General features: G+C 32.7%; 20 protein-coding genes, 1 tRNA gene and 1 other RNA gene. 14 read left to right on the top strand and 8 right to left on the bottom strand.

Annotated features, from left to right (window positions below; translation table 11 throughout):
• Window positions 1–44: 44 nt before the first annotated feature.
• The 5 genes from clpB to PP176A_RS07825 form a co-directional block, all read right to left on the bottom strand.
• Window positions 45–2,633 carry an ATP-dependent chaperone ClpB gene (gene clpB / locus PP176A_RS07845; RefSeq protein ID WP_071139913.1) on the bottom strand — a complete coding sequence of 863 codons (2,589 nt, stop codon included), beginning with the start codon at window positions 2,631–2,633 and terminating at the stop codon, window positions 45–47.
• Window positions 2,634–2,644: 11 nt separating this feature from the next.
• A complete protein-coding gene (locus PP176A_RS07840; RefSeq protein ID WP_071139912.1) occupies window positions 2,645–3,589 on the bottom strand; it encodes a DnaJ C-terminal domain-containing protein in 945 nt (314 codons plus the stop codon).
• A gap of 240 nt (window positions 3,590–3,829) precedes the next feature.
• Entirely contained in the window at window positions 3,830–5,416 is a 1,587-nt protein-coding gene (locus PP176A_RS07835) for an ABC1 kinase family protein (RefSeq protein ID WP_234958877.1), read from the bottom strand.
• A gap of 42 nt (window positions 5,417–5,458) precedes the next feature.
• On the bottom strand, window positions 5,459–5,755 hold the full coding sequence (locus PP176A_RS07830) for a phasin family protein (RefSeq protein ID WP_071139911.1): 297 nt from the start codon (window positions 5,753–5,755) through the stop codon (window positions 5,459–5,461).
• A gap of 25 nt (window positions 5,756–5,780) precedes the next feature.
• Window positions 5,781–6,224 (bottom strand): YaaR family protein, encoded by a 444-nt coding sequence (locus tag PP176A_RS07825; RefSeq protein WP_071139910.1) that lies wholly within the window; start codon window positions 6,222–6,224, stop codon window positions 5,781–5,783.
• A 133-nt stretch (window positions 6,225–6,357) separates the two neighbouring features.
• Between PP176A_RS07825 and PP176A_RS07820 the strand changes: the two genes are divergently transcribed.
• From PP176A_RS07820 to PP176A_RS07805, 4 genes are read left to right on the top strand one after another with little or no spacing between them, the layout of a single operon-like run.
• On the top strand, window positions 6,358–8,769 hold the full coding sequence (locus PP176A_RS07820; RefSeq protein WP_071139909.1) for a DUF6240 domain-containing protein: 2,412 nt from the start codon (window positions 6,358–6,360) through the stop codon (window positions 8,767–8,769).
• A 2-nt stretch (window positions 8,770–8,771) separates the two neighbouring features.
• Window positions 8,772–8,972, top strand: coding sequence for a hypothetical protein (locus PP176A_RS07815; RefSeq protein ID WP_071139908.1), 201 nt, complete (start codon window positions 8,772–8,774; stop codon window positions 8,970–8,972).
• On the top strand, window positions 8,959–9,867 hold the full coding sequence (locus tag PP176A_RS07810) for a flagellin N-terminal helical domain-containing protein (RefSeq protein WP_071139907.1): 909 nt from the start codon (window positions 8,959–8,961) through the stop codon (window positions 9,865–9,867). The genes PP176A_RS07815 and PP176A_RS07810 overlap by 14 nt, the downstream gene beginning before the upstream one ends.
• Before the next feature lie 13 nt (window positions 9,868–9,880).
• Complete coding sequence (locus PP176A_RS07805; protein WP_071139906.1) at window positions 9,881–10,321, top strand: flagellar export chaperone FliS; 441 nt, start codon at window positions 9,881–9,883, stop codon at window positions 10,319–10,321.
• Window positions 10,322–10,385: 64 nt separating this feature from the next.
• Here PP176A_RS07805 and ffs read toward each other — a convergent pair.
• Window positions 10,386–10,650: signal recognition particle sRNA large type (gene ffs, locus PP176A_RS07800), an RNA gene on the bottom strand.
• A 12-nt stretch (window positions 10,651–10,662) separates the two neighbouring features.
• Window positions 10,663–10,754: transfer RNA gene (locus tag PP176A_RS07795), tRNA-Ser, on the bottom strand.
• 216 nt (window positions 10,755–10,970) lie between these two features.
• Here PP176A_RS07795 and dnaX point away from each other — a divergent pair.
• From dnaX to recR, 3 genes are read left to right on the top strand one after another with little or no spacing between them, the layout of a single operon-like run.
• On the top strand, window positions 10,971–12,620 hold the full coding sequence (dnaX, locus tag PP176A_RS07790) for a DNA polymerase III subunit gamma/tau (RefSeq protein WP_071139905.1): 1,650 nt from the start codon (window positions 10,971–10,973) through the stop codon (window positions 12,618–12,620).
• A complete protein-coding gene (locus PP176A_RS07785; protein WP_071139904.1) occupies window positions 12,620–12,955 on the top strand; it encodes a YbaB/EbfC family nucleoid-associated protein in 336 nt (111 codons plus the stop codon). The genes dnaX and PP176A_RS07785 overlap by 1 nt, the downstream gene beginning before the upstream one ends.
• A 14-nt stretch (window positions 12,956–12,969) precedes the next feature.
• Entirely contained in the window at window positions 12,970–13,569 is a 600-nt protein-coding gene (gene recR, locus PP176A_RS07780; RefSeq protein ID WP_071139903.1) for a recombination mediator RecR, read from the top strand.
• A 79-nt stretch (window positions 13,570–13,648) separates the two neighbouring features.
• Here recR and PP176A_RS07775 read toward each other — a convergent pair whose 3' ends face one another.
• A complete protein-coding gene (locus PP176A_RS07775; protein ID WP_071139902.1) occupies window positions 13,649–13,984 on the bottom strand; it encodes a winged helix-turn-helix transcriptional regulator in 336 nt (111 codons plus the stop codon).
• Window positions 13,985–14,130: 146 nt separating this feature from the next.
• On the opposite strand from PP176A_RS07775, the gene PP176A_RS07770 reads away from it, so the two are divergent.
• The 7 genes from PP176A_RS07770 to PP176A_RS07740 all read left to right on the top strand — a co-directional run bounded on the left by PP176A_RS07770 (window position 14,131) and on the right by PP176A_RS07740 (window position 18,900).
• Window positions 14,131–14,523, top strand: a complete 393-nt coding sequence (locus tag PP176A_RS07770; RefSeq protein ID WP_071139901.1) for a pyridoxamine 5'-phosphate oxidase family protein — start codon at window positions 14,131–14,133, stop codon at window positions 14,521–14,523.
• A gap of 255 nt (window positions 14,524–14,778) precedes the next feature.
• Window positions 14,779–15,168, top strand: coding sequence for a helix-turn-helix domain-containing protein (locus PP176A_RS07765; protein ID WP_071139900.1), 390 nt, complete (start codon window positions 14,779–14,781; stop codon window positions 15,166–15,168).
• Between the two features lies 1 nt (window position 15,169).
• Entirely contained in the window at window positions 15,170–15,961 is a 792-nt protein-coding gene (locus PP176A_RS07760; protein WP_071139899.1) for an ImmA/IrrE family metallo-endopeptidase, read from the top strand.
• A gap of 1 nt (window position 15,962) precedes the next feature.
• Complete coding sequence (locus PP176A_RS07755; RefSeq protein ID WP_071139898.1) at window positions 15,963–16,529, top strand: hypothetical protein; 567 nt, start codon at window positions 15,963–15,965, stop codon at window positions 16,527–16,529.
• A gap of 326 nt (window positions 16,530–16,855) precedes the next feature.
• Window positions 16,856–17,350, top strand: coding sequence for a hypothetical protein (locus tag PP176A_RS07750; RefSeq protein WP_071139897.1), 495 nt, complete (start codon window positions 16,856–16,858; stop codon window positions 17,348–17,350).
• A 390-nt stretch (window positions 17,351–17,740) separates the two neighbouring features.
• Window positions 17,741–18,232: a GNAT family N-acetyltransferase gene (locus PP176A_RS07745; protein ID WP_071139896.1), complete on the top strand. Its 492-nt coding sequence runs from the start codon at window positions 17,741–17,743 to the stop codon at window positions 18,230–18,232.
• 23 nt (window positions 18,233–18,255) lie between these two features.
• Entirely contained in the window at window positions 18,256–18,900 is a 645-nt protein-coding gene (locus tag PP176A_RS07740; protein WP_071139895.1) for a class I SAM-dependent methyltransferase, read from the top strand.
• The last annotated feature ends 1 nt before the right edge of the window (window position 18,901 follow it).

Below are 18,901 nucleotides of genomic sequence, written 5' to 3'. Positions count from 1 at the left end.
AAGAAAAATTTAATGGGGCAGTTCCTTGAGCTGCCCCATTAACATTATTCAACACGAAAAACTAAACTGTTTTTGTCCACGTCTATTATCACTTTATCCTTATCCTTTATATCGCCCTTAATAATCATTTTTCCAAGCTCGGTTTCCAAATTCTTTTCCAAAAACCTTTTTATAGGTCTTGCACCGTATTGTACCGAATACGCTTTATCTAAAACAAATTCCTTTGCGGCACCGGTTAAATTTAAAGTGATTTCTCTGTCTTCAAGCCTTTTTTCTATTTCATTCATTAACAAATCAATTATTTTGTATATTTCATCTTTTTGAAGAGGCTTAAACGTTACTATTTCATCAATTCTGTTTAAAAATTCAGGTTTAAAAGTCCTTCTCATTTCTTCGTTAACCTTTTCTTTTGCAAATTCGGAAATACTGCCGTCATCCTTTAAACCTTCCAACAGATAAGAAGATCCTAAGTTTGATGTCATTATTATGACCGTATGTCTGAAATCTACCGTTCTTCCTTGATTATCCGTAAGTCTCCCGTCGTCGAGAACCTGAAGGAGTATATTAAAGACATCAGGATGAGCTTTTTCTATTTCATCAAAGAGTATCACCGAATATGGTTTTCTTCTTACCGCTTCCGTTAATTGCCCTCCTTCATCATATCCTACATATCCCGGGGGAGCACCGATAAGTCTTGATACAGAGAATTTTTCCATATATTCACTCATATCAATTCTTATCATATTTCTTTCATCATCAAAGAGTGATTCGGTTAAAGCCTTAGCAAGTTCGGTCTTTCCTACTCCCGTAGGACCAAGAAATATAAAAGAACCTACAGGCCTGTTTAATGCCTTAAGTCCTGCCCTTGCTCTTAAGACCGCATTAGACACGTCTTCTACTGCTTCATCTTGACCTATTACTCTTTTATGGAGGATTTTATTTAAATTCAGCAATTTTTCCCTTTCACTTTGAACTAATTTGGTAATAGGTATTCCTGTCCATTTAGAAACAACTTCAGCGACTTCCTCTTCGGTAACCTCTTCTTTTAACATCCTTTCGCCGCCTTTATTGGCATTCTTGGCAACTTCCAATTCTTTTTCCAATGCAGGGAGCTTACCGTATTTAAGTTCTGAAAGCTTCCCCAGGTCGTATTTTCTTTGAGCTTCTTCAATCTCCCATTTTAACTTATCTATCTGTTCCTTTATTTCCTTTACTTTTCTTATATTCTTCTTTTCACTTTCCCATTGAGCTTTTTTTACATCATAATCGGATTTATATTCGGAAAGCTCTTTTTCTAACTTTTTCAGTCTTTTTAGAGAACTCTCGTCGGTTTCTTTTTTAAGAGCCTCTCTCTCAATTTCAAGTTGCATTATTTTCCTTCGAATTTCGTCTAATTCTACAGGCATACTGTCTATTTCCGTTCTGATCATGGCAGATGCTTCATCCATTAGGTCTATTGCTTTATCGGGAAGGAACCTATCACTTATATATTTGTCGGAAAGAGTAGCACAAGCAATAACTGCTCCATCGGAGATTCTGATACCGTGGTGAATCTCGTACTTTTCTTTAATTCCTCTCAAAATGGAGATGGTATCTTCTACTGATGGCTGCTCCACTAATACCTTCTGGAATCTCCTTTCCAAAGCCGCATCCTTTTCGATATATTTTCTGTATTCATCCAAAGTAGTGGCACCTATACAATGAAGCTCTCCTCTGGCAAGCATTGGTTTCAAAAGATTAGATGCATCCATTGAGCCTTCCGTTCTTCCTGCACCGACAATATTGTGAATTTCATCGATGAACATTATTATTTTCCCTTCGGATTTTTCTACTTCTTTAAGAACTGTTTTTAATCTTTCTTCGAATTCTCCTCTATACTTAGCCCCTGCAATTAATGCCCCCATGTCCAAAGCAAATATGGTCTTTTCTTTAAGGCCCTCCGGGACATCTCCGTTTACAATTCTCAAGGCAAGTCCTTCCACTATTGCGGTTTTTCCTACTCCCGGTTCTCCTATTAATATGGGATTATTTTTTGTTCTTCTGGAAAGTATTCTGATCACATTTCGGATTTCATCGTCTCTTCCTATGACAGGATCCAATTTTCCGCTTTTAGCTTCTTCTACCAAGTTTCTTCCGAATTTTTTTAACGGATTATAGGTATCTTCCGGATTATCGGAAGTAATGGTTTGATTTCCCCTTATTTTCTTTAATGCTTCTAAGAATCGTTCCAAATTTATATTATATTTTTTAAATATTTTTTCAGACGGAATATTTTTTTCTTTTAATAGTGCAATATAAAGATGCTCTACTCCTACGTATTCGTCTCCGAATTTTTTCAATTCATCTTCTGACTTTAACAGTATTTTTGAAAATGTTCTGGAAGGATATACGGCACTTGAACCGTCGCCGTACTGCTTAGGCAAATTTTTAACTTCTCTCTCTACATCAGCGGTTATAAGAGATGGTTTTTCTCCCATAAAAGACAGTACTTTCGGAATCAGACCTTCCTCTTGAGTCATAAGGGCCAAATGAAGATGCAGCTCTTCAATTTGAGGATTTTCATATTTTATTGTTAGTTCCTGTGCTCTCTGTATAGCTTCTTGGCTTTTTTGGGTAAATTTGTTTATATCCATATATATCACCTCTATGTTCTGGGATTATACCCGCAAATATTTTTTAACTCCTTATAAAGTTTTTCTTCCTCCTTAGAAAGAACATTAGGATTGACTATTAAGATTTCTATATATAAATCACCTGTATTATTTTTCATATCCTTATATCCCTTGGAGGGAATTCTTATTTTCTGACCGGATTGAACTCCGGCAGGAATTTTGACTTTTATTTTTCCTGAAATCGTACTTACTACCAACTTAGTTCCAAAAGCTGCTTCCCATGGCAAGAGCTTAATTTTGGTGATTATGTCCAAACCTTTTATTTCATATTCTGAATTATTTAATATATTTATCTTTATATAGATGTCTCCCCTTACGCCTACTTTTTCCCCTCTGATTTTTATTTTTTTATTGGGAAGTATGCCCTTTGGAATCTTTACGGAAATAGTTTTGAGTTCATTTCCTATATACAAAGATATTCGTTTTTCGACACCATTATAGGCTTCCTCCAAACTGATACCTAACTCTGTTTCATAATTTTGCCTGGGTTCTTCGTAGAAAGAAGTTCTTCTTCTGCCGGTATTTCCTCTAAACAGATCTTCTATGTTAGAATCATTTCCACCAAAGAACATATTGAAGAAATCGCTGAAACCACCAAAATTGCCGCCATTACCAGTAGTATAAGTATATTTAAACCCCTTTCCGGAATTATCAAATCCAAATTGAGAGGGGTCAAAATCCTGACCGTTAGAAAAATTATAGCCACTGCCAAAGGCATCATATTTTTTTCGTTTTGCTTCATCTCCAAGAACTTCATTTGCTTCATTTATATCTTTAAATTTTTCTTGGGCCTTAGGGTCGCCTTGATTTAAATCAGGATGATATTTTTTGGCAAGTTTTCTGTAAGCCGTCTTAATCTCATCCTGAGTTGCATTCTTATCCACACCTAATATTTTATAATAATCCTTATATTGCATAAATACACACCTCCTAACTCCTTGGAGAAAAAGATTTAACTTTGACTTTCTTTGACCTTTCAATAATATTATAATAACTGACATTTAAAAAATCAATAGATTATTTAAATATATTTTATCCATTTTTAATATTTTTTTATAACCCATAGGAAAGCCATAATATACCTTAGTATGTGATCCAAAGTAAGTTTCAAAAAAGGCCTCTATTAATATGGTAATATTTCAATATAGAAGCCTTTTTCATAGTTTCCCTGATTTTAATATGGAAATAAGAAGCCAAAAACCTGCTATGGCCGCTCCCAAATATCCGACAAGGCCGATTATGGGTATATTATATATTTTAATTCCTATATCTGCATTGATGACAAGAGAACTGCTGACTACCAGGCTTGCTACTATTATAGCAAAGATCAATCTATTCACCATTCTGTTTAATTCCGATATACTGTTTTCCATATTTTTAAATTCAAGATTAAGCTTCATTCTTCCGCCTAAGGCGTGATTTATAAGCAATAAAACTTTGGGAGATAGTTCTATATTGGATTTTAGGAAAGTATATAAATATTTCAACATATTGGTTGAATTGATTTCCTTTAAATTTTCCTGTATGATATGGCTTGCCACATAAGGTTCGGCTATATCTATTAAATTCATATCCTTATCCAACTTTGCTAAAAGTCCCTGTATTGTCATTAGGCTTTTAGCCAAAAGGGCTACATCCTTTGGCATAGCTATATTGTTTGATTTACATACTTTAAGGATTTCTTCCATTATTTGTGGGAGATCATATTCACCCATGGATTCGCCTATATATTTATCGTACATCATTTCTATATCGGAATGGAATTTGTTTATATCTACTGGTCCCCTTTTTATTCCAATCTTTAATACAGAATTGGCCATAGAATTAATATCTTCGCTAGCAGCACCTTTAAGGAATTCATTTAAGTGTTTCCTTAAATTTTTATTAAGTTCTCCCATAAGGCCAAAATCGATATACCCTATCTTTTTATTTGAAACTAAAATATTTCCCGGATGAGGATCGGCATGAAAATATCCATCTTCAAATATCTGTTTAAAATAATTATATGTGAGCTTTTCCGCAATATCTTTAAGGTCGTATCCCTCTTCTTCAAGCTTTTTTATATTGTCAATTTTGATACCTTCTATATAATCCATTACGAGGACTTTATCTGTGGAATATTCCTTGTAGGCCTTAAGGGATGCCATATATTTTACATCCTTGTTGTTTTCGTTAAACCTATTTATGTTGTTGAGTTCACTCAGAAAATTCAGCTCTTTTTTTGCTGCATCGGACAACTCGTCTATTATTTCTTTTGCGTTTATTACTTCCCCTTGGGAAATTAAATTAATAAAAGGGGTAAGTTTATTAAGTATATGGATATCGGCCATAAGCTTTTCTTTAACATTAGGGCGTTGCACTTTAACTGCTACGATATTTTCGGATTTGGTTCTTGCTAAATGGACTTGAGAAAGAGATGCACAAGCAAGAGGTTTTTTTTCAAAATAAGGGAACACTTGTGCTATAGGTTTTTGAAGTTCTTTTTCCACAATATCTTTTATAACATTAAAATCCTCGGATTTTACATTATCCTGAAGATTTTTTAATTCTTCTATATATTCTTTAGGCAGGATATCAGGTCTTGTAGATAATATTTGACCGATTTTTACAAATGTAGGACCTAAGTCTTCCAAAGCACGGCGAAATTCCTTAGGATTCCTGATGTTATTTTTAAATCCATGCTTTAAAAATACAGATATAATTTCTTTTAGCCTATCTCTTGTATAATATTTATCCATGTTCATAAAAAATACCCTGATTCTTCAAGGTATTTTTTAACCTCCCAATTAATTATTTTTTTCAATATTATCTATTCTCTGTTTTAATTCTTCAATATCCTGTTTTGTGGGAAGGTTCAATTCCGATAAAGCTGATTTTAATGTTTCTTTATCAATATTTTTGTTGAAATTATCTTTTTTGTATGTGTCTACTGTTTTTTTAAGTTCTTCGTTTAATTCTTTTCCCTGAGTAATTGTAAGCTCTCCCTTTTTTACAAGGTTTTCAATCATTTCCGTTCCCTTTTCATAACTTACAGCTATACTCCCTATTCCTGCAAGAAGCAAATTTTTTAAGCTTATTTCCACTTTCAATCCCTCCTAATTTAATATTTTATGTTAATATATCCAGAAGCAATCCTTTTATGTCGTTTAATCTTTTTAGTATTTTTAATCGGTTGTTTTCAACATCCAGAAAGTCCTTAGTTAATTCGTCAAGTTCACTATCTACCATCTTCACTAAAGAATATACCCTATGTCTCCCTCTTCTATCCAAAGAATTTTCTTTAAAGAATACGTGAGAGTTATTGACAGTAAGATGAAGAAATTTTTTAACAAATTTTTTATATTCAACCAGATCTTCAATAAATAATTTATTTTGAAGTTTCGAGGACTCCTTTTCAATCTGAGTAAAAATTACCTTCAGCTCTTCCCTTATCTGTTCTTGCTGAATGTTATCCAATTTTTCTCTGAATTCTACGTTTATATCATCTTTTTTATTCACTTGTACTTTTTCGATCTGTTCCAAATGTTTTGTTCCCACTTTTTCGATCTGCACTAAGGAATCACTCCTCTCTCTTCTATCTTATATTATACATTATCGTCAAATAATATGGAATGAAATAGTTGGATATAAAGAATATTTTAATATTGTCGATAAAAATCTTAGAAAAGTGTAAAGGATGAAAAACATGGATCCCATAAAGGTAGAAACAAAAGAAAATGTGCTCAATGCTTATAGTGTGAGGCCTACTCTTCCTTACGATGTGGAAGGAGTGATATGCTCCAAAGAAGGCAAAAATGTGGAATTAAAGGCTAAGGTAGAGAATAAGAACGTATATTATTCTCTTAAATTGAAGGAAGAGATACCGGAGGATATAGGAGATTCGGCCTATATTAAAAAAGAAAATATTTTGTCTTGCAAGATGAAGGTAGTGGACCAAGAATATGAGGAAAAACAAGTAAATAAGATTGAGCAGATGATGGATGAACTGGGAATAGAAAAGGAAGAAGAGACAACGGAGGCTTTTAAGTCCCTTTATGACGAAGGTATTCCTCTGACAGAGGATAATATCAGTTCCATCCTTCATTCGAAAAAATGTTTGGAAGATGTAATAGAAAAAATAGATTATTCCACGGCCATTAAATTGATGAAAAAGGGAATAGATATAGAAAAAGATCCCTTATCAAAAATTGTTGAAGCATTAAAGGATATCCAAGGACAAGAAAAAATATCATTGAAGGATATAATTTTTAAAAAGAGAAGTATTGATTTAAAAGATGCGGAGGAAATAGCGGTAAAGATATATGGACGTACTATGGGTAAAGATATATATGACAGCATTATTGCTCTCTATAAAGAGGGAATGGATATAACGAAAGAAAATATTGAAAATGTCAGAGAAGTCGTATATAAATTGTATGATTTAAAGGATATAGAAAATAAGGTATTAATATCTACCATGTCCGATGATATTTCGGTAAATATAAATAATCTATATAAATTGAAACATTCCTATTCCCAAAATGAGATGAAATTTAATTTTGGTTCTGAACGATATGAAGAATTTACGATAACAAAAGAAGTAGATGCAGAAGAAATCTATAATATGATCAACAAGTTGAATATTGACAATACAGAAGAAAATGTCCTCATTATAAGAGATTTTATTCTTTCGGATGTAGATGTGAAAATAGAAAATATTGATAAGATGAGGGAAATGAAGGAAAATCTGTCCCAACTGATACAAAACTTTAATGAGGAAAGTGCTGCGAAGGTTATAAACCAAGGAATAGATCCCCTGACAGAAGATATTAAATCCCTTCTTGCCATAATCAGAAAAGAACCGGAAGGAAAAGCTGGTAAATCAGAGGTACAAGAAGTAATAAGTAAAATAAACGAGTTAAAAGAAATAGATGATAAAGATTTGGTATTGCTTCTTAAAAAAGGAGAAGACTTTAATATTGATAAATTAAAGAGCATTTCTTCGGAGAAAAATAATAATATCAGTGGTGATAATAGAAAAGTAATAGATAAGGTTTCTAATCTGGTTAAAATATTTAATGAAGTGGGGGATTTGGATAAAAATGTAGTTTCCTTGGCAGCAAAAAGATTTTCTCAAATATCTCTTTATCATTTAATGGAAAGTAAGAGGGAATTGGAAATTGACGGGAATACCGTATCCTCTGTGGGAGAGGTTTCAGATGATAGTATAAATATGATAAGAGCAGAATATTTCAAAGTTAAAAATTCTTTAACTTCGAATATGGTAAAAGAATCTGTAAAGGAAGGAATGGATATAGAATTGCTTCCTCTGTGCGAAGTAAATGACTATATCGAAAAAAAATCTTTTAAGAATCAAAAAGTGGAAAGGTTTATAAACAGCATTAAAAATTTAAAAGGAAAAGAATTCGGACTTTTATCATCATCGATGAAAAACGGGTTGGATTTATCTTTAAAAGAATTGAATGATTTAAATGGATTTAATTCTAATAAAATAGGATTCGGAAGTTTAACAGAAAAGCTTTCAAAGGAGACAAGTTATGGGAATGAAGGAATAGAAAAAGCTGTGGAAGAATTTCAGAAAAAAAGTAAAGATCTTTCCGATAATATTAAAGAAGGTAATGAAAGAATTAAAGAAAAATATAAAGACCTGATGAAAGCCTTTCAGGAATTGGAAAGTTTTTTGGAAGAAAAAAAGGACAGAAACCAATTATATGAGGAGATAAAGGAATTAAAGAGGAATCAAAGATTCATTTCAAAGGAAGATTTGATGATTCAATTTCCCATAACTTTGGGAGATGATTTTGAAAATCTTCAATTGATAATTTTAGACGGAGAAAAAGGAATAGATAAAGATAAAATGACTTTTCTTCTAAATATCAATACGCCGAATATGGGAGATGTGAAATTTAAATTAAGAACTCAAGGCAAAAATATATTTGGTGAGATCGATGGAGAAGGGGCGGATTTAATAATAGAAAAGTCTCAAATCTTAAAAGAAAAATTAGAAAGTATCGGATACAATTTAAAAGGTTTGTCAAAGAAGGGAAAAGAGAAGAATGTAAATTATTCTTTTAAATTAATTGATAGGAAGATATAAAGGTGAAATTAAGAATAGTACAAAAAAAACAAATAAAAAGGGCATATGAGAAAAAGAAGATCAGCGAAGAAATAATTTCCCGGGAAGGTAGAAAAAAGGACGTAATAGACAAAGTACCGGATGAGATGTTTTTAATATTGAAAGAGACTTTATCTTTTGTAGAAAAAATTAACATTGAGGAGGAGAACAATGAGAATAAATAATAATATTCCGGCATTAAATACTCATAGAATACTAAACATCAATACTGAGGCTATGCAAAAAACTTTGGAGAAGCTTTCTTCAGGCAAAAGAATAAACAGAGCATCTGACGATGCGGCAGGGCTTGCCATCTCTCAAAAGATGAAAGCTCAGATAAATGGACTTAAACAGGCTTCCAGAAATTCTTTAGACGGGATATCCCTTATTCAAACAGCAGAAGGAGCATTAAATGAAGTTCATTCCATGCTTCAAAGGATGAGAGAGCTTTGTGTTCAGGGAGCAAACGGAGTGTATAAGGATGAAGATTTAGGAGCAGTAGCAGATGAAATTAAAGAATTAACGGAACAGATAAATAAGATTGCAACGGATACGGAATTTAACGGCATCCCCATTCTTAAGGGAGATCTTGGAGTAAGCGGAAGCGGAAGTCAGACTTTAAGGCTTCAGATAGGAGCGGATGAAGGGCAATTTATAGAACTTGAAATGAAGGACATGAATGTAACGGTTACTGACTCAAGCGGAAGCGGATTAAATATTATAGGCAGCGGTATGCTGATTTCAGATATCAACGGCAGCGGAAAATGTACAATAGGTAGCGGAGCACTTACATCTCCCATATTTGAAAAGTGTATAACAGTTTATAATGATGCAGTTAATGAGGTTGCTCATATGCGTTCTAAGCTCGGAGCTTATCAAAATCGTCTTGAGCATACAATAAAAAATACGGATAATACTGTGGAGAATTTGACATCATCTATGTCCAGAATAGAGGATGTGGATATGGCATCCGAGATGTCCGAATATACGAAACTGAATATACTGCAGCAGGCAGGAACGGCAATGCTTGCTCAGGCAAACGAGCTTCCCCAGACTGTATTACAGCTCTTAAGACAGTAGGAGATGATATTAATTGCTTAACAGATCAGAGGTGGAGAGGAGAATAGGCAGTACAAATTCTGCAGGACTTATTGCCATTCTTTATGAAGCCCTTATAGATAATTTCAATGATAGTATTAAGGCGATAGAGGATAATGACAGGGAAACTTTGAACTTCATAAATAATAATTCAAGGGATATATTAGCAGAACTTATATCCGCTTTAAAAGGGGATTCCGAGATAGCTCGTAATCTAAGAGAAATATATATCTATTTAAACAAACTTATAACAAAAGCTGAAAATTTAAGGAATCCGGACTTATATGAATCCGCTGCAAAGATAGTCAAACCCCTTTATGATGGATTTATACAGCTTGAAGAATCCGAAGATCCGAAGGTTGTTGCGGGATTGACCTATGGAAAGAATTTTGTTTCGGAATATAACTATAAAGAAGGTAAAACTTTTAAGGGATAAAAGATTATTTTGCATAATAAAAACCTTTAACATTAAGAATAATGCTAAAGGTTTTTTTATGTAGCCGTACACCCGGCTTTGACTTATTACCTTAGGTGTTACTTAGGTAGTTAACTCACATTAGGTTTTCCTACGGCACATGAAAGTGTCTATTTACCGCTGCTTCCTTCCGGACCTGACGGGGTTCATAAATTTTCATTGCGCAGGGCCCAATAATCATTGCCACTTATCTAAGGCGAACCCTACTGCAAAAAAGCCGAGGCCGGGAATTCAATCCTGCTATAGCGGATTGCAGGTACAGGACACCGCTAATTTCCCATCTAGTACGGCAAAGGTTAAAATGGCGGAGAGGGCGGGATTCGAACCCGCGAGACGATATACTCGTCTACCCGCTTTCCAGGCGAGCGCCTTCAACCAACTCAACCACCTCTCCGTGTGTTGCTCTACATATTATATATTGATATATGACTTATCAACTACAGAAATATATTATACATTAGAAATTTTTATATGTCAACAGCTATATTTTAGCGATGCTTTAGCTATAGAATAAAGTTTTGCTGTATTTAATCATGGCTTTCAATTTTGAGGTGTATTTATAATGAAGTTCTGATATAATATATATATTATGATAATGTAGGTGAATAACATGTATAAGGCTTTATATAGGAAATATCGTCCTCAAACTTTTGACCAAGTGTGGGGACAGGAACATATAACCACAGTTCTTAAAAATCAGATTTTACACGGAAGCATTGGGCATGCTTATCTTTTTTCCGGAACCCGAGGGACAGGGAAAACTTCTACGGCTAAGATATTTGCAAGAGCTGTTAACTGTTTAAATCTTGTTGACGGGAACCCCTGCAACGAATGTGAGATATGCAAAGGGATAATGGATGAGACTATAATGGATGTAATTGAAATGGATGCAGCAAGCAACAACAGCGTAGAAGATGTAAGAGAACTGAGAGAAAAAGTGAAGTATCCTCCTTCAAATTGTAAATATAAAGTATATATAATAGATGAAGTCCATATGCTCTCTAAGGGAGCGTTTAATGCACTTTTGAAAACATTGGAGGAACCTCCGGAACATTTGATATTCATTTTAGCAACGACAGAAGTGGAAAAGTTACCTCAGACTATTTTGTCCAGATGCCAAAGATTTGATTTTAAAAGAATTACTGTAAATGATATAGTAAGTAATATGAAGAAAATATGTTCTGATATGAATGTGTCAGTAGATGAAAGCGTGCTACATCTTATAGCAAGGAATTGTGACGGCGCAATGAGGGACGCTTTAAGCCTTTTGGAGCAATGTATTTCTTTTGAAGAAGGGCATATTTCCATGGAAGATGCTTTAGAAATACTGGGGATAACGAATTATGATTTAATATTTCAATTAGTAGATAATATAAAATATAAAGAATTGGACAAAGCATTGAATTTGATAAATGAAATAATCCAGGACGGAAAGGACATAAATCAGTTTATAAAGGATTTAATATATCATTTTAGAAACCTCATGATTATCAAGACTTCCGTTCACCCTTCGACTATCATTGAAATGGAGCCGGAAATAATCGAAATGTATAAAAAACAAGCCCAGGATATGTCCTTGTCTTTTATACTTGAAGCTTTAAATATTTTCAATGATAGTGAAAATAAAGCCAAATGGTCGACTCAACCGAGAATTATACTTGAGATGGCTGTTATAAGACTTATAAAGATGGAAGGAGAAAAAGATATTTATGAAAGAGTAAAGGACCTAGAGGATATAATAGCTAATGGAAGTATACCGGTTAACCATAAACCAAAGGAAGAAAAAAAGGAAAAGCCTCACAAAACAGAAAAAATAAAAATTAATGCTCAAGATAAACCAGCAGATAAAGTTGATAAGACAGAAAAGAGTCAAAGAGATGACGGAAATGAGCTCAATATAGATATTATAAAGGAACGATGGGACAATGTTCTCAAATTCATAAAAGAGAAAAAAATAGTTATTCATGCTTTACTAATAGAAGGTTCTCCCATATCATATGAAAATGGTATTTTATCCATAGAATATAAACAAGGCTATGGTATACACAGAGAAGCCATAAGCAAGGATGACAACAAGAATTTTGTTGAAAAGATTTTATCCGAGTATTTTAATAAAGAGATAAAAGTCCGATTTGTAATGGAAGGGGAAAATTTATTAGAAATAAATAAAGAAGAAAAGGAAGACATTCTTAAACCCATAATTGATTTTTTTGGAAAGGATTTAATTGAAGTTGAAAAAAAGAATAAGGAGGAAGAATAATGGCTAAAGGCGGATTCCCTGGAGGGGGAAATATGGGAAATATGATGAAACAAGTTCAAAAGATGCAAAAGCAGATGACAGAACTTCAAAGCCAGCTTGAAGAAAAAGAAGTGGAGGCAAGTGCAGGAGGAGGAGCGGTAGTAGCTAAAGCTAACGGGAAAAAAGAATTAATTTCTATTACTATAGATAAAGATGTAGTCGATCCGGATGATTTGGAGATGCTTCAGGATTTAATATTGGCAGCAGTAAACGAAGCTCTGAGGAATGCAGAAAATTATGTACAGGAGGAAATGAAGAAGATAACAGGAGGAATGAATATTCCCGGGTTATTTTAGAAAAGGGTGATAAAATGGACTATTATGCTTTGCCTATAGCAAATTTAATAGAAGAGTTTTCCAAACTTCCCGGAATAGGGAGGAAAACTGCTCAAAGATTAGCCTTTTATGTATTGGAATCAGATACTAAAGATGCGGAAAAATTAGCAAATTCAATTATTAATGCAAAAGAGAAGGTAAAATATTGCAGCATATGCTGTAATTTGACTGATGATGATCCTTGCTATATTTGCACAGATAAAAAAAGGGATACCTCTACTATATGCGTAGTAGAAGGTCCAAAAGATGTAGTTGCAATGGAAAGAACAAGAGAATATCATGGTCTGTATCATGTTCTTCATGGAGCCATATCACCTATTGAAAATATAGGCCCTGATGATATAAAGATCAGGGAACTTTTAGAAAGAATTAAAGACGGGCAAATAAAAGAGGTGATCCTTGCTACAAATCCCACAGTAGAAGGGGAAGCAACAGCAATGTATATAGCAAAACTGTTAAAACCCTTTGAAATAAAAACAACAAGAATTGCCCACGGAATACCTGTGGGGGGAGACTTGGACTACCTTGATGAGATAACTTTATCTAAGGCTATGGAAGGAAGAAGAGAAATATAAAATAATCTTTTATAAAAAAGCATGATCAAAAGGAAAATTTTCTAATCCTATGGCATGCTTTTTTTAAAAACCATATTCCTTAACCTTTATTGCTTTTTAGATATTCGATATATTCCTCACCCCAGATTTCAAGTGCATCTAATACAGGTTTAAAATGCTTGCCCAATGGGCTAAGGGAATACTCCACCTTTGGCGGAATCTGATTGTATACGGTTCTGATAATTAATCCGTTTTTTTCCATCATGCGCAGTTGCTTTGTTAAGGTGGACTGGGTCAAATCTGGTAGAACCTTTTTCAGTTCATTAAAACGCATGGTTTTTTCACTTAAATGGTGTAGGATGAGCAAGGTCCATTTTCCTGTAAGCAATTTTTGCGCCGTAACATACGGACAAATTCCAAACAAATCTTGTTGCATAATTGCCTCCTTATAGTATCATAATTAATACTAAGTATATTAAAAAATCGTACTTGACCATAATATTGTACGATGATTTAATAATACATAAGAAGGGACTAAAAGTCAACTTTTTATAAAAATTAATAGAAAAGGAGAAAGTTATTATGAAAGAAGTTTGTGAATTTTTGAAAAAATGCGGTGCTTATTATTTGGCGACCGTCGAAGATGACCAGCCGAGAGTTCGTCCTTTTGGCACTGCAGAGATTTTTGAGGATAAACTTTATATTCAGACAGGCAAAGTCAAAAATGTATCCAAACAAATGAAGAAAAATCCTAAAATCGAAATCTGCGGCATGACAGATGATAAGTGGATTCGAATAGAAGCCGTTGCAGTTGAGGATGACAGAGTAGAAGCAAGGCAGCATATGTTGGACGCTTATCCATCCCTTCAGAAAATGTATAAAGCCGATGACGGCAACTGCCAAGTTTTTTATCTTAAAGATGCCACAGCAACCATCTACTCTTTCACAGACAAACCGACTGTCATTAAATTCTAAGAGATATAGGAAATAATAAAAGCATGATCAATGGGAAATTTCTGAACCCCACGGCATGCTTTTTTTCTTTAAAATGAGGAACTGGCAAAGAAGCTAATTCGGTATGAAGAATAATTTTTTCAAATGTTTAGGTAGTATTTTAATTGGATATTCTCGTTAATCTGATATTTTAGTAATAAATTATTACATAAATACACAAAATATTGACAATAAACAAATACTGATGTAATATAATATTACAAGGAGGGTTTGAAAATGGTGAAGAATATTCCTATCGGATTAAAAATAAAAGCTAGTAGAGAGGCAAAAGAATTAAGCCAAATAGAAGTAGTAGAAAAACTTGCCGAAAAAGATATTGACATGAGCAGGGAAACATTAAGCAAAATAGAAAACGGCAACAGGACTATATCTGCTGTGGAATTAAATGCTATATGCAAAATTCTGAATATAGATCTAAACGATCTTTTTGAAGAAGATAAAGACGATGATTTAGTTACACTATTCAGAAAGAAACATTTCTCAGAGAAAACAATTGAAGAAGTGGAAAAACTTCAGGATATGATAAAGATGTTTATTTATCAAAAGAAAATATATAATGGAGAGTTTAAACCACAAGAGAGAAAGCCGCTATGGAAGGAGTGTTAAAATGTCAAAGATTAATTTGAATCTCCCGGAAGCATCCTTCAGACTGCAAATCAAAGATTTGGCAGAAGATGTGAGAATAAAATTTGCCAGAAAAGGGCTTTCTGATATATTTGATATTTTATCGGAGGCTGCATTTTTAATAAGAAAGCCATTGGATACAGACGAATTATCAGGATTTAGCACCTATTTTGAGAGACAGTTTATTGTCTATTTAAACAGTAATTTTACTCTGGGGCATGAACGCTATACCGGTGCTCACGAATTATACCACCTTATTTATAATGCTGATACTTTGAAAAGAGAAAAAATTTTTTTAGATGATGAAAAGCATAAAGAGGAAGATACTAAAGCGGATGTATTTGCTTCCGAATTTTTAATGCCCGAAGATTATGTAAAAGAAATATTTTATAAAATTGTTAATGTAGATAAAGACAGCATTTTACCAAGGCATATTGTTAGAATTCACAATTATTTTAAAGTAAGTTATAAGGCAATGTTAAAAAGGCTTGTTCAGATTGATTTATGTTCTATCGATAAATATGAAGAACTCGCAGATATCTGTTCACTAAAAAATACAAAACAACTTCAACTTTTAACCGTACGGGAAGGTTATGATATTGACTTGATAATTCCATCAAAAGAAATGTATGTACCCAAAGAATATATAGAATTTGTAAAAAGTAATTACGAAAGAGGGAATATTTCATATAAGAATATGAAAAACAGCCTTGAATTTATTGGGCTGACACCAAAACAATTTGGGTATGAGTATCCCTTGGAAGAGGACTATTAAAATGAGGTATGTGGGTGCAGTTTCTGATGCGGATATCTTAATTAATTTAGCTGAGGCTAACAGGTTGGATATTTTAGAACTTTTATTTAAAAAAATTATTATTCCGCAATTTGTATATGAGATCGAAATAAAGAAAAATGCAAGAATATACTATAGTACAATTAACCAAGCCGTTTATAAAGACGGAAGCATATTTAAGATAGTGGATAGGAAGAAAGATATATCTGTAAATATACTTGCAAGAGACATTATTGAAGATAAGAAAAAGGTAATCGGGCCGGGAGAAAGTGAATGTTCAGGATATGCCCAGGCATTGAGAATTCCAATAATAATATCAGATAATTATACTGAATTTAAATGGTTAAACGAATTTATCACTCTAACACACAATAATATTTTGGCTTTATGCGTATATTTTAGGGAGATTACAAAAAGTGAAGCAGAAGATATTTTTAATAAAATTAATGATAAATTAGATCATCCAACCGAAGACACCTTTGAAGACCAATATAACAAGGCTTTAATAAGATTTGAGAGAAATGGTTGGAAAAGATATTTAGGCATATAGCAGATAGTTCTTGTTGACTAATAATATTAAAAGTAGAAAGCTAATGGAAGTTATATCTAATGAGATTCTGGAATCGTTAATTAAAAAAGTTATGATTAAAAACCATAAAAGCAAAATATAATAAGTAATATTATTAAACGAAACAAAGTTTACAACAAGCAGGCTTACAAAAAGTTAATTATAGGGGTGGGAATTATGAAATTTAATAAATCTAAAATATTAGAAATTGTAAGAAAACAATTGGCAATAGATATGAATTGCAATACAGAGGATTTTGTTAAAGACGTATAGTATTTTTTGAAGCAAAATTAAATAGAGGAAGAAGAATGTTTGATAGACAATCTCCTTTTCTTGAAATTGTAACTATGGGTAAAGGTATAGTTGTTTCAGCAGATAGTAATATTTTAACAAAGGTAAAACCATTATTAGAAAATAAAACAAGAGAAGATATATTCGTAGCCCCATTTGTATTTGGACATTCTCTTTATTATATACCTGATTGTAATAGGCTGAAAAAATTGCCTATGCCTGATGATTTTAATTTTTACATAAAAGAGGGAAAAGAAATACATGATTTATATAAAATTTCAGGTTTTGAAAATGCAATTCAATACGATGTAAATCATCCGCGACCAGATGTAATTGTAATATATGCAATGTATAATAATAAAATTGTGGCAATAGCAGGAGCATCAGCCGATAGTAATTTGATGTGGCAAATAGGTATTGATGTATTACCACAATTCAGGAATAAAGAGCTTGTTACAAGTTTAGTAAGTAATCTTGCAATAATGATTATGGAACTGCTTCATCCAATATAGCATCACAATCTGTTGCATATAGAAGTGGATTTACTCCAACGTGGATGTGCTCATATAAAAATATTTTTGACGGGACAGCACCTTATGATAATGACATAAAAATTATTTTCTAATATTATTATAATGTATATGATATTTAAGAAGGTAAAACACATAGATTGGGAAAGCTGTCATAAAGTTATTGACAACGTAAAGAAGAAACGTTTTTTAAAAAAGAAGTAGTATATTGGTATTATAAGAATCAATTTAAAAAGGTCTAATTTATTTTTACAATTGAGTTGTTTAACGTAATGAAGAGAGAAGATATTAACTATTTGAAAAATAATTTTTTAATGTTTTAAGTTAAACTTTATGATAAAAAGGGTAATTAGGCTGGGAGAAGGTGAGCGTATGATTATAAGAGCAGCAGAATTTGAAGATGAAGAAAGGATATCGGGATTAATAGCACAGTTTAGAGTAGAATTAAAAGAACTTAAAGGCATTAAATCATCTGCTAACATAGAGCAGGCAAAAGAAGAATTTAGAGAATACATAGAAGCCAAATTTCCTATATTTGTTGCCGAAGGTAGTAATAATGAATTGTTAGGCTATTTGGTTTGCAGAATTGACGGTGATGTGGTATGGGCAGAATCCCTGTTTGTTTCTGATACTTCAAGAAGGAAAGGAATAGGTTCAAAATTATATGCAAAAGCAGAGGAAATAGCAAAGAAATTAGGGGAAAATACGGTTTATAATTGGATTCATCCAAATAATGATAAGATCATACCATTTTTATTAAAAAGAGGTTATAACGTTTTAAATCTTATAGAAATAAGGAAACCATGGGAGAATGAGATACCAACTCAAAAAATAAGTATCGGAAAATATGAATATAATTATTGATTGCATGAGGGGGAGAAATTAAAATGCTGGACAGTAAGGGCTTTGATTTATGGGCCGATGGTTATGACAAAAGCGTAAATATGAGTGAAGAAAGCAACGAATATCCCTTTGCGGGATATAAAGATGTACTCAACTATATATACAAACAAGTCAAAGGAAAAAATAGCGCGGATATTTTAGACATAGGTTTCGGAACGGGGATATTAACTTCCAAGCTTTATAATGAAGGATATAATATTACTGGAATTGATTTTTCAAGTAATATGATAGATATCGCAAAACAGAAAATGCCCCGGGCAATATTAATAAATTGGGATTTTAAAGAGGGAATACCCGATGAGATTAAAAACCGCCAATTTGATTATATTATTAGTACTTATGCAATTCATCATATAACAGATAAAGAGAAAATAAATTTTATAAATTTACTTTCTCCCATGTTAACTGAAACAGGAAAGATAATCTTGGGGGACGTTTCTTTTGAAAATAAAAGTGAATTGGAAAAGTGTAAAAGGATATATAATAAATATTGGGATGATGAAGAATTTTATTTTATTGCGGAAGAAATATTAAGAGTTTTGCAAAATCAATACTTATGCAAGTATACAAAATTATCTTACTGTGCCGGAGTGTTGACCGTTATGAGAAAGGCAAACGAATTTTATTAAA

The organism is Sporanaerobacter sp. PP17-6a (genome assembly GCF_900095615.1).
GTDB classification, from domain to species: Bacteria; Bacillota; Clostridia; order Tissierellales; family Acidilutibacteraceae; genus Acidilutibacter; species Acidilutibacter cellobiosedens.
Note: the sequence above shows the minus strand (reverse complement) of the source record. Positions and strands in the feature narration are given on the sequence as shown.

Coding starts and splice junctions, on each gene's coding strand:
- clpB (WP_071139913.1), bottom strand. CDS start 2,633: ATGGATATAAACAAATTTACCCAAAAAAGCCAAGAAGCTATACAGAGA.
- PP176A_RS07840 (WP_071139912.1), bottom strand. CDS start 3,589: ATGCAATATAAGGATTATTATAAAATATTAGGTGTGGATAAGAATGCA.
- PP176A_RS07835 (WP_234958877.1), bottom strand. CDS start 5,416: ATGAACATGGATAAATATTATACAAGAGATAGGCTAAAAGAAATTATA.
- PP176A_RS07820 (WP_071139909.1), top strand. CDS start 6,358: ATGGATCCCATAAAGGTAGAAACAAAAGAAAATGTGCTCAATGCTTAT.
- PP176A_RS07810 (WP_071139907.1), top strand. CDS start 8,959: ATGAGAATAAATAATAATATTCCGGCATTAAATACTCATAGAATACTA.
- dnaX (WP_071139905.1), top strand. CDS start 10,971: ATGTATAAGGCTTTATATAGGAAATATCGTCCTCAAACTTTTGACCAA.
- PP176A_RS07785 (WP_071139904.1), top strand. CDS start 12,620: ATGGCTAAAGGCGGATTCCCTGGAGGGGGAAATATGGGAAATATGATG.
- recR (WP_071139903.1), top strand. CDS start 12,970: ATGGACTATTATGCTTTGCCTATAGCAAATTTAATAGAAGAGTTTTCC.
- PP176A_RS07775 (WP_071139902.1), bottom strand. CDS start 13,984: ATGCAACAAGATTTGTTTGGAATTTGTCCGTATGTTACGGCGCAAAAA.
- PP176A_RS07770 (WP_071139901.1), top strand. CDS start 14,131: ATGAAAGAAGTTTGTGAATTTTTGAAAAAATGCGGTGCTTATTATTTG.
- PP176A_RS07765 (WP_071139900.1), top strand. CDS start 14,779: ATGGTGAAGAATATTCCTATCGGATTAAAAATAAAAGCTAGTAGAGAG.
- PP176A_RS07760 (WP_071139899.1), top strand. CDS start 15,170: ATGTCAAAGATTAATTTGAATCTCCCGGAAGCATCCTTCAGACTGCAA.
- PP176A_RS07755 (WP_071139898.1), top strand. CDS start 15,963: ATGAGGTATGTGGGTGCAGTTTCTGATGCGGATATCTTAATTAATTTA.
- PP176A_RS07750 (WP_071139897.1), top strand. CDS start 16,856: ATGTTTGATAGACAATCTCCTTTTCTTGAAATTGTAACTATGGGTAAA.
- PP176A_RS07745 (WP_071139896.1), top strand. CDS start 17,741: ATGATTATAAGAGCAGCAGAATTTGAAGATGAAGAAAGGATATCGGGA.
- PP176A_RS07740 (WP_071139895.1), top strand. CDS start 18,256: ATGCTGGACAGTAAGGGCTTTGATTTATGGGCCGATGGTTATGACAAA.